The sequence below is a fragment of the Nostocoides sp. F2B08 genome, assembly GCF_009184895.1.
In the GTDB taxonomy this organism is placed as follows: Bacteria; Actinomycetota; Actinomycetes; order Actinomycetales; family Dermatophilaceae; genus F2B08.
Genome location: NZ_WESE01000035.1, coordinates 1 through 877 on the forward strand (window position 1 = coordinate 1; position 877 = coordinate 877).

1 protein-coding gene is annotated in these 877 nt (G+C 69.0%); it reads left to right on the plus strand.

The genetic code is table 11. The features are described from left to right. The coding region (locus tag GA707_RS20620; RefSeq protein ID WP_193315478.1) for a tetratricopeptide repeat protein at positions 1 to 877 on the plus strand (877 nt) is incomplete at both ends.

Sequence of the window (877 nt, forward strand, 5' to 3'; positions counted from 1 at the left end):
CGCCCCGATGCGCGCCCTCGTCGAGGTCGTAGTGGATTGGCAGCGCACCGGCATCCCCGACGTAATCACTGAAGCGCAAGCACTCGAGCTATGGGCTGCATACCTACCCCGACGCGACGCGGCCCGGATCTCGGCGGGTGATCATGTCGAGGCGCAGGCGCTGATTGCGGCCGCCCGACGCGACGCCAGCACACCCGTTCCCGGTACAGCGGCATCACTCATCACCCGGAACGGGACACTGCTGCGAGCAGAAGACCTGCTCGTGCACGAGCGCGCCACCCGCGGCGGCGACATCCAGCCAGCGGTATGGAACGCGGCGATGGAGCAGGCCCTCGCGTCGCTCGACACCGCACCCGCTTCCGTCAACGTTGTCAGCTACTACGCCTGGCTCTCAGGCAACCAGGAAGTCGCGCGCCGCGGGTGGCAAGCTACTGCACAGGCGGGGGATCCCACCGGTCAGTCCAACCTTGGTCTGCTCGTCGCGAGGCTCGACCCGCCGGAGCTGGACGAGGCCCGCCACTGGCTCACCCTTGCCGCCGAAGCAAACCACGCGGGCGCTCAAAACAACCTCGGCATTTTGCTCTTGACCCAGTGGGACCCACCAGAGCTGACGGAGGCGCGGGCGCGGTACGCGGCTGCAGCTCGCGCCGGCAACGCCAACGCCCAGACCAACCTTGGCACCCTGCTTGCTACCCGGTGGGATCCACCGGAGCTCGAGGAGGCGCGTCGCTGGTACACCGTCGCCGCCGAAGCCGGCCACACCGGAGCCCAGTTCAGCCTGGGCTTCTTACTCGCCACCGTATGGGATCCGCCGGAGCTGGGGGAGGCTCGGCGTTGGTACACCGCCGCCGCCGAAGCCGGCGACACCGACGCCCAG